Source organism: Pseudomonas sp. UBA5706, assembly GCF_002419965.1.
GTDB lineage: Bacteria > Pseudomonadota > Gammaproteobacteria > Pseudomonadales > Pseudomonadaceae > Aquipseudomonas.
Map to the genome: position 1 here is coordinate 162,193 of NZ_DIHC01000036.1, position 8,886 is coordinate 171,078.

At 58.5% G+C, this 8,886-nt stretch carries 12 protein-coding genes and 1 pseudogene; 10 read left to right on the forward strand and 3 right to left on the reverse strand.

Going from position 1 to position 8,886, the window contains the following annotated elements:
- Positions 1-10: 10 nt before the first annotated feature.
- Positions 11-949, reverse strand: coding sequence for a MerR family transcriptional regulator (locus tag B3I26_RS17720; RefSeq protein WP_296259488.1), 939 nt, complete (start codon positions 947-949; stop codon positions 11-13).
- A gap of 213 nt (positions 950-1,162) precedes the next feature.
- Between B3I26_RS17720 and B3I26_RS17725 the strand changes: the two genes are divergently transcribed.
- The 6 genes from B3I26_RS17725 to B3I26_RS17750 all read left to right on the forward strand — a co-directional run bounded on the left by B3I26_RS17725 (position 1,163) and on the right by B3I26_RS17750 (position 4,504).
- Positions 1,163-1,732, forward strand: a complete 570-nt coding sequence (locus B3I26_RS17725) for an antibiotic biosynthesis monooxygenase (protein ID WP_296259489.1) — start codon at positions 1,163-1,165, stop codon at positions 1,730-1,732.
- Positions 1,733-2,050: 318 nt separating this feature from the next.
- Entirely contained in the window at positions 2,051-2,767 is a 717-nt protein-coding gene (folM, locus tag B3I26_RS17730; protein WP_296259490.1) for a dihydromonapterin reductase, read from the forward strand.
- A gap of 20 nt (positions 2,768-2,787) precedes the next feature.
- Positions 2,788-3,348: a GTP cyclohydrolase I FolE gene (folE, locus tag B3I26_RS17735; protein ID WP_296259491.1), complete on the forward strand. Its 561-nt coding sequence runs from the start codon at positions 2,788-2,790 to the stop codon at positions 3,346-3,348.
- Positions 3,349-3,351: 3 nt separating this feature from the next.
- Entirely contained in the window at positions 3,352-3,723 is a 372-nt protein-coding gene (folX, locus tag B3I26_RS17740; RefSeq protein ID WP_296259492.1) for a dihydroneopterin triphosphate 2'-epimerase, read from the forward strand.
- 150 nt (positions 3,724-3,873) lie between these two features.
- Positions 3,874-4,170 (forward strand): DUF1244 domain-containing protein, encoded by a 297-nt coding sequence (locus B3I26_RS17745; RefSeq protein ID WP_296259493.1) that lies wholly within the window; start codon positions 3,874-3,876, stop codon positions 4,168-4,170.
- Complete coding sequence (locus tag B3I26_RS17750; RefSeq protein ID WP_296259494.1) at positions 4,163-4,504, forward strand: HopJ type III effector protein; 342 nt, start codon at positions 4,163-4,165, stop codon at positions 4,502-4,504. The genes B3I26_RS17745 and B3I26_RS17750 overlap by 8 nt, the downstream gene beginning before the upstream one ends.
- Before the next feature lie 67 nt (positions 4,505-4,571).
- Here B3I26_RS17750 and trxB read toward each other — a convergent pair whose 3' ends face one another.
- Both trxB and B3I26_RS17760 read right to left on the reverse strand, forming a co-directional pair.
- Complete coding sequence (trxB, locus tag B3I26_RS17755; protein WP_296259495.1) at positions 4,572-5,534, reverse strand: thioredoxin-disulfide reductase; 963 nt, start codon at positions 5,532-5,534, stop codon at positions 4,572-4,574.
- A gap of 151 nt (positions 5,535-5,685) precedes the next feature.
- Complete coding sequence (locus B3I26_RS17760) at positions 5,686-6,285, reverse strand: peroxiredoxin (RefSeq protein ID WP_296259496.1); 600 nt, start codon at positions 6,283-6,285, stop codon at positions 5,686-5,688.
- Between the two features lie 261 nt (positions 6,286-6,546).
- Here B3I26_RS17760 and cysZ point away from each other — a divergent pair, with 261 nt between their 5' ends.
- The 4 genes and pseudogenes from cysZ to B3I26_RS28910 form a co-directional block, all read left to right on the forward strand.
- Positions 6,547-7,302 carry a sulfate transporter CysZ gene (gene cysZ / locus B3I26_RS17765; protein WP_296259497.1) on the forward strand — a complete coding sequence of 252 codons (756 nt, stop codon included), beginning with the start codon at positions 6,547-6,549 and terminating at the stop codon, positions 7,300-7,302.
- A gap of 178 nt (positions 7,303-7,480) precedes the next feature.
- Positions 7,481-7,660 (forward strand): protein rep, encoded by a 180-nt coding sequence (locus tag B3I26_RS17770; protein ID WP_296259498.1) that lies wholly within the window; start codon positions 7,481-7,483, stop codon positions 7,658-7,660.
- The gene (locus B3I26_RS17775; RefSeq protein ID WP_296259499.1) at positions 7,660-8,112 is read left to right on the forward strand and encodes a protein rep; all 453 of its coding nucleotides are present in this window, start codon (positions 7,660-7,662) and stop codon (positions 8,110-8,112) included. Before B3I26_RS17770 ends, B3I26_RS17775 begins: the two co-directional genes overlap by 1 nt.
- A gap of 301 nt (positions 8,113-8,413) precedes the next feature.
- Positions 8,414-8,886: pseudogene (locus B3I26_RS28910) on the forward strand (S-type pyocin domain-containing protein); the annotation flags it as partial.

The following is an 8,886-nucleotide window of genomic DNA, read 5'->3' on the forward strand; positions in this document are numbered from 1 at the left end:
TTGCAGACGATCAGGTATCCAGCCGTCCTGCCAGGAATTGCTGCAAACGCCTTTGCATGACCACAGCGTCACTGCCCAGACAGCCAATGACCGAGCCTTGCAGACTGTCCTGAGCCAATTCGGCTGTTTTTCCAGCCAGCAACAGTGGGCAACCCAGTCCCATACCGACGCGCTTCAAGCGTCGGGTCAGATCCGCCGAAGGCATTTGATCGGAAAAAAGCACGAGGGCATCGGGCTTCATTTTCCCGCAGACAAGGCCCAACTCCTCCAGCGGCTGCCCGGGCGCCAGTACACTGACCGAGGTTTTGTCAGAAGCCATCAGCAGCGCGGCGACCCATAACTCCAGCTCCCGACAAGCGCCGGGAATGGCCGCCAGCAGCACGCGATATTCACCAGCCTCACAGGCCGGCTTTAGGCACTGAATTGCGCGCACCCGCAGGAAACTGTCCAAAAACAACCACTCGCTGACCTGCCCGAACGCGTCGTGGCGCAAGACGAAGTCCTGCCATATGGGCATCAACACGTCCTCGAACACCACTGGCAGCGGATAGAGTGAAAGCAGTTGGCTGTAAATCCCATGCAGCGTGTGTTCATCGAATTCGTTGACCGCTTGCCGTATCTGCGCCTGCCAGCTGCGCTCTTCGGCGCCTTCTACCACGCTGAGCGGCCCCATCACCTTGGCATCGAGGGCGCGCGCACCTGCCAAGACCTTACCGACCTTGCTGACGGCGACCCCACGCTCGTTCCACAACAGGATGCTGCGCACGGTGTCGACATCGGCCCGGGTGTATAGGCGATGCCCGCCCTCGGTACGCGTCGGCGTGATCAAGCCGTAACGACGCTCCCAAGCCCGCAGCGTCACCGAATTAACGCCGGTCAGGCGCGATACTTCGCGAATGGGGAGCAGTTCGTCATTGCCATCGCTCGGAGCGCTGAGCAGCTGGTTCATCGAGTTGTCCGTCGTGAAGTCATGGAGCCTCGATTGTACATCTGCCATCGGACGCAGGAGGACCGGGATCGACAAAGACTTCTCGCTTTGTGCGCGGATTCAGGAATAATCCTTGCTTGCTTCTTCCAGCGAAGCTGACGCAGCGCCACCACCCCGGCGTTGCGCCTGTGATTTCCCTACCCGGGAAGCTCACTCGTCTATCGGAGATACACAATGTCTACCTCACCCGTCACGCTGATGGTTGCCCGTCGCGTCGCCCATGGCCGTTATCAGGAGCTCATTGCCTGGTTGCATGAAGGCGAACAGCTGGCGACCGATTTCCCCGGCTACCTGGGTTCCGGCGTCCTCGCCCCGCCTCCGGGAGACGACGAATTCCAGATAATATTTCGCTTCACCGACGAAGCCACCATGCACGCATGGGAGCATTCTGCATCCCGGCGCTCCTGGTTGGTGCGCGGTTGCGGACTTTTTGCGAACAACTCGGTGCATCGCGCGCGCGGCCTGGATGGCTGGTTCGGCACCGCAGGTCAACGCCCGCCGCGCTGGAAACAGGCTGTCGCCATCTGGCTGGCATTCTTTCCGGTGTCGCTGATCTTCAACTATGTGCTGGGGCCGCTGCTGGGCCAGCTGGAACTGCTGCCGCGGATCATGATCAGCACCCTGATCCTCACGCCGCTGATGGTGTTCTGGTTCATCCCGCTATCGACCCATTTGTTGTCCGGCTGGCTGCACAGCAGCACGCCACTCCCGACGGCTTCCACCGAGCCTGCCTCTACGCGCTGACACCGCTTCTTTCACGGGCCATGAGCGTGGCCCACCGTACACACGGCGGTAGCCAGCCAGGGACGACGGATCATCCATCTTTTAGAGTGGGCACAGCGCTTTCTGTGACCTGGTAAACCCGCAGCCCTTCGCACGCACCGTGTCACGCGCAATAGTCGTGGAGCGATGCGAAATGTTGTGCACCATTGACCGTTGGGTTAACTTTGCCCTCGGCGTTCGAGCTCTGATGGCCCAATGCAAGCAACCGGCGCTCCGATCCAGAGCCGATACGCCCGTGGTCTTTCGGTTTTTTTCTTCCCTGATTATGCGCGAGCTGCCATGGCCTCCTCCCCTGCCCTTGCCCCCGTCCTGATCACTGGCGCCAGCCAGCGCATTGGCCTGCATTGCGCAGAACGGTTGTTGGGTGAAGGTCAGCCGGTGATCATCAGCTACCGCTCCGAACGCCCTGGTGTAAAACAGCTGGAGGCCCTGGGGGCGATCACGATTCAGGCGGACTTTTCATCGCAGGACAGCGTGCTGGGCTTCATAGCGCGCCTCAAGGAGCAGACCGATACACTGCGTGCCATCGTACACAACGCTTCCGAATGGCTAGCGGAGACCGAAGGCGACGAGGGGGATGTGTTCATGCGTATGTTCAATGTGCATATGCTCGCGCCTTATCTCATCAACCTGCATTGCGCTGACCTGTTGCAGCGCTCGGCGCAGGCGGACATTATCCACATCGGTGACGACGTCACGCGCAAGGGCAGCAGCAAGCACATCGCCTACTGTGCCAGCAAAGCAGGAATGGATAACCTGACGCTGTCGTTTGCCGCCAGATTCGCACCGAAGATCAAGGTCAACGGCATCGCTGCGGCCATGCTGATGTTTCAACCTGACGACGACGCGGCATACCGCGCCCGCACGCTGGCCAAATCGGCCTTGGGGATCGAGCCCGGCCCGGAGGTGATTTACCAAAGCCTGCGTTATTTGCTGGATAACCCTTACATCACCGGCACAACATTGACCGTAAACGGCGGACGGCACATTAAGTAAGCCGCCCCGAGGAACCTTTGATGACCCTGTCACTGCCACAGCACTATCGTGAAATCCTTGTTGGCCTGGGTGAAGACCCGGATCGCGAGGGTTTGCTGGATACGCCCAAACGCGCAGCCAAGGCCATGCAGTACCTGTGTCATGGCTATGACCAGACGCTTGAAGAACTCGTCAACGGAGCGCTGTTTGCCTCGGACAGCGATGAGATCGTCATCGTCAAGGACATCGAGCTGTATTCACTGTGCGAGCACCACCTGCTGCCCTTCATCGGCAAAGCCCATGTCGCCTACATTCCGACGGGAAAAGTGCTCGGCCTGTCGAAGATTGCGCGGATCGTCGACATGTTCGCCCGCCGTTTGCAGATTCAGGAAAACCTGACGCGCCAGATCGCCGATGCCCTTCAAGGGGTGACCGGCGCAGCGGGTGTGGCGGTGGTCATCGAAGCGCAGCACATGTGCATGATGATGCGCGGTGTCGAAAAGCAGAATTCGACCATGAACACCTCGGTCATGCTGGGTGCTTTCCGCGAATCGACTACGACACGAATGGAATTTCTGCAACTGATCGGACGGAGCAAGTAGGCCATGCCTAGACTCGAACCAGGCACCGCGCGCATCCGGGTCAAGGACCTGTGCCTGCGCACTTACATCGGTATCAACGAAGACGAAATCCTTAACAAGCAGGACGTGTTGATCAATCTGACGATCCTGTACGCGGCTCAGGAAGCGGTTCGCGACAACGATATCGATCACGCACTCAACTACCGCACCATTACCAAGACGATCATCCAGCACGTGGAAAGCAATCGCTTCGCGTTGCTCGAACGCCTGACTCAGGAAGTGCTCGATCTGGTCATGAGTCACAAGGCCGTGCAATACGCTGAAGTGGAAGTCGACAAGCCCCATGCACTGCGCTTTGCCGATTCGGTGTCGATTACGCTGGCCGCACAGCGCTAGGTTCGCTTGCCTGGCGGCCGTATGGTAGCCGCAGATAACGATCTCGAAGGCTGCCGGCCCTGGCGCAAGCCGGAGCGAGACGAACCGACCTTGCCCACCCCGCCTTGCACTCTTATCATCCGCCCATCTTTCATTTGCACGGAGCCCGTCATGACCGAGCAACAACGCCTGGAACTTGAAGCCGCCGCCTTTCGTCGCCTGGTCGCACATCTGGACAGCCGCAAGGACGTGCAGAATATCGACCTGATGAACCTCTCCGGTTTCTGCCGCAATTGCCTGTCCAAATGGTACAAGGCCGCCGCCGATGAAAAGCAGATCGACATCAGCCTCGACGACGCCCGAGAGGTAGTTTACGGGATGCCCTACAGCGAGTGGAAAACCCTCTACCAGAAAGAAGCCAGCGCCGAGCAACAAGCAGCGTTCGCCAAGGAACAGAAACATGACTGACCTGACCACCCTGCGCGCCAGCCTGAACACCGGCGACCACGCTTTTGCCAATACCTTGGCATTCGTGGCGGCAAACTACGATTATCAGCCGCAAGCCTTCAGCAACGGACCGCTGGACAACGCCGCAGGACAGAATGAAGGATCCTGCAAGACGCTGGGCCTGGCCCTGCTGGAAGGCTTGAGTGATGAACAAGCCCTGCTGGCGTTCGGCGAGCACTATCGCTCGGTAGCAGCGACCCCTGAGGGAAGTGACCATGGCAATATCCGTGCGCTAATTGCCCATGGGCTGGCAGGCGTGAAATTCAGTGCCAACCCCCTGACACGCAAACGCTGAAAGGAGCAATCCGGCAGTCCAAAAAAAACCGGCTATGAAAGCCGGTTTTTTTCTGTGCAGCGTCTGATCAGAACGAGGCGTTCGCCAGCCCATCCAGATAACGCTCAACGTCCAGCGCCGCCATGCAGCCGGCACCTGCCGAGGTAATGGCCTGACGGTACACGTGGTCAGCCACGTCCCCCGCAGCAAACACGCCTTTGACACTGGTTGCCGTCGCATTACCTTCGCGACCGCCCTGAACGACCATGTAGCCATCCTTAAGGGCCAACTGGCCTTCGAACAGCGATGTGTTCGGGGTATGGCCGATGGCGATGAACACGCCGTCGACTTTGAGCTCCGAAGCGCTGCCGTCATTGTTCTTCAGGCGCGCGCCGGTCACACCCATGTTGTCGCCCAATACTTCATCCAGCGTCGCGTTAAGCTTGAGCTCGATCTTGCCTTCGGCCACACGTGCATGCAGCTTGTCGATCAGGATCTTCTCGGCGCGGAATGTGTCACGACGGTGGACCAGCGTCACTTTGCTCGCGATGTTGGCCAGGTACAGCGCCTCCTCCACAGCCGTGTTGCCACCACCAATCACCGCCACAGGCTTGTTGCGATAGAAGAAACCATCGCAGGTCGCGCAGGCGGAAACGCCCTTGCCCATGAATGCCTCTTCGGACGGCAGGCCCAGGTAGCGCGCGCTGGCGCCTGTGGCGATGATCAGCGCGTCACAGGTATAGGTAGCACTATCGCCCTTGAGACTGAACGGTTTACCGGCCAGATCGACGGCATTGATGTGATCGAACACGATCTCGGTCTCGAAACGCTCAGCGTGCTCACGCATGCGCTCCATCAGTACCGGGCCGGTCAGGCCATGGGGGTCGCCCGGCCAGTTGTCGACTTCGGTGGTAGTGGTCAATTGACCGCCAGCCTGCATGCCAGTGATCAGCAGTGGCTTGAGGTTGGCACGGGCCGCATAGACCGCAGCGCTGTAACCGGCAGGGCCGGAGCCGAGAATAATCACTCGGGAATGACGTACATCAGACATGACACACTCCTATCGACCGGCCATCGTGACATGTGGTCGGAGTTACTGTGGTCTAAACCGGCGTACCGGCTGGAATAAACGGATGGGCAGGAAAAGAATCGCTCACCCATCCTGAAATCCTGAAGCTGCGACATCAGTCGCAGCAACGGTATTACAAGCTCTTGGCGTTTTCTGCCAGATAGCCGGCAACGCCTGAGGCGTCAGCCTTCATGCCTTTCTGGCCTGGACGCCAACCGGCAGGGCACACTTCGCCGTGCTCTTCAGTGAATTGCAGCGCCTCGACCAGACGCACCATATCGTCCACATCACGGCCCAGTGGCAGGTTGTTCACCACTTGGTGCTGAACCACGCCAGCCTGGTCGATCAGGAACGAACCACGCAGCGCCACGCCGTCGTCGTGTTCGATACCGTAAGCGCGAGTGATCTCGTGCTTGATGTCGGCAACCATGGTGAATTCAACTTCACCGATACCGCCCTTCTCGACCGGCGTGTTACGCCATGCAGCGTGGGTGAAGTGAGAGTCGATGGAAACGCCAACGACCTCAACGCCCAGCTCGCGGAATTTGGCGATGCGGTTGTTGTGCGCGATGATTTCCGAGGGGCACACGAAGGTGAAATCCAGTGGCCAGAAGAACAGCACGACGTATTTGCCGCGCAGGGAAGACAGCTGGAAGCTGTCGACGATCGAACCGTCACCCAGGACTGCCGCTGCGGTGAAATCAGGGGCCTGTTTGTTTACCAGAACGCTCATTACGACTCCTTCGAGGTTCAAAGTGAATGGAATAGGTCTAAAAGTTGCCCGCAAGCTTATCGGGGCGGCGAACATTAAGGAAATACCGTTTCATTATCCAGCTCATAGGCTGACCCTATTCCGGCAATCCACATGCTGACGTATGGTCGATAGACTTTACCGACGCAAGATTGTTTCGGCGAATGTCACAGACCGGAACCGCCTACCGCCGTTGTCGCAAAGCCGGTATGGTCGGCGCGTTTTCATCGCTCGGAGACCCCCATGCCTGCACCTGCTCTGTCTGGCCCGCAATACCTGCGCGAGGGCCTGAAACTGGTCCTTAGCCCGGGCTTGCGCGTGTTCGTCCTGCTGCCGCTGACCATCAATCTGGTGCTGTTCAGCGCGTTGATCTATTTCGCCGGTCATGAATTCCGGCTCTGGGTCGACTCATTCATGCCGACCCTGCCCGGCTGGCTGAGCTTTCTCAATTACATTCTCTGGCCACTGTTCGTGGTGCTCGTCATTCTGATGGTGTTCTTCACCTTCACCATGATCGCCAACGTCATTGCCGCACCTTTCAACGGCTTTCTCTCGGAAAAAGTCGAAGTGGTGCTGCGTGGCACTGATGACTTTCCCGCATTCAGTTGGGGTGAGCTGATCGAAATGATCCCTCGCACCCTGAGCCGGGAAATGCGCAAGCTGGGTTACTTCCTGCCTCGCGCCACGGGGCTGTTCATCCTGTCCTGGATCCCGGTGGTCAATATCATCGCCGCACCGCTCTGGTTGTTGTTCGGGGTGTGGATGATGGCCATTCAGTACATCGACTACCCTGCGGATAACCACAAAATGAGCTGGCAAGACATGCTCGCCTGGCTGCGCGCCAAGCGCTGGCAAAGCATGAGCTTTGGCGGGATCGTTTATCTGGTGCTGCTGATCCCGGTGGTCAATCTCTTGATGATGCCTGCGGCGGTGGCTGGAGCGACATTGTTCTGGGTCAGGGAGCGTGGCGCCGAAACGCTGAAGGAGCGGGTTCGATGATCCATAGAAAAGGCCTCGACTGAGGCCTTGTTTACCGCGTGAATCGGCGGGGAAAATTTAGGAGCTTCCTTACTAGCGTCTTCCCACGTCCCCCACTTGTTTCACCATCGGAGACACTCACTCATGTGGCAAGCCCGGTTCCACCAATCCTTCCCCAGGATCGTTCAGGAGCATCCATATGGCTGTTCATCACCCTAACCGTACGCAATTGCTTGGAGAGACGCTGACGGCTTTGAGTGCCGGTTGGCAGCGATTGAAGGATCGTAACGAGTTCAAGCCAGTGTTCGGCTGGGTACGCACAACAGAGGTGACACGAGGCCGCGATGGTAGTGCACATCCGCATTTGCACGGACGTTGATGGTTCCGCCTAGTTGGTTCACTCGTCAGTACGTCAAGCAGGTCCGTTGGGTTGAGCTATGGGCTGAGTGTATGACATTGGACTATGTGCCAGTTGTGGACGTCCGAGTGGTTAAGGCAACGATCCCCAACGGTTCCCAGACGTCATTGGATGCGATGGGCTTTGCGCTTCAGCGAGCGGTGGCGGAAACGCTGAAGTACAGCGTCAAGCCGGGAGACATGACGGCGGATGCTGAATGGTTTCTTGAGCTGACCTGGCAAGCGCACAAACGCCGGTTCGTAGCTACGGGAGGAACGTTGAAAAACGTGTTGCGGGTCGATGCAGAGCCGGACGCTGATTTGGTGATGGCGGACGGTCCGGGAGAAGGCAAAGACGATGGTTCACGGCTTGCTTTCAACTGGCGGGAAGCGGAGCGCCGCTGGCGTAGAGGCGCCCAAAGGCGAGCGCAATGATCGGGAAGCTGATGAGCGCTGGGAGAAGGCGCAGAAGAGGGAGCAGGGTGAGCAAAAGGGCTACGTTTTTGCGAAGTCCTGCGCGTTGCCGGATGGGGTGACCGATCACAGTGGCTTTGTGCCTGTGGAGTCGTTGAAGCAGTACGGTAGTTACGAGGTATTGGGCACGGGTAGCGCGGTCTCCGCTGCGGGCACCGTGCTGGAGTGGATTGGCGGTTCTGGAAGCTCGATTGAGCTGGCAAAGCGCTTGGGGGGCAGCTTGTCGGCGCTGGCCCCGCCGAATGTGAAAATCATGATTGGCATGGTGTTGCCAAACAGGACCACACCCGACAGCGCGTTTTATTCATCGGCGCAATATGTCGAACTGACTCAAAGCAACACCCGCGCTAGGGTGACGCTTAAGCAACTTCCAGACGGCTCAGTTGACCTGTACGGGTTTTATACCGGGGGTAAAGCGGATTGGCAGAATGTGCCGGTCATCGAAGCCAAGCCCCGAGGCGACCAGGTGGTCGCGGATATGGGCAACGGTATTGAAATTATTTGGACACCGGCGGCTGATCCCAATGCGGTGCTGGGCATTCCGGCGCTCGAGGGTGTGACGCTCAAGCCTGCGGTTTGGGTGTACCCACCCGGCCCGAAAACAGAGCAGATTCTGATTATCCGGCGTATCCGCCGGATTACCAGGACGCGATTATCTCGTTTCCAAGCCAACCGAGCATTGCCCCGATTTATCTGTCATTGAGCACGTTCGGATCTAGGTTTTGTACGAAAAGT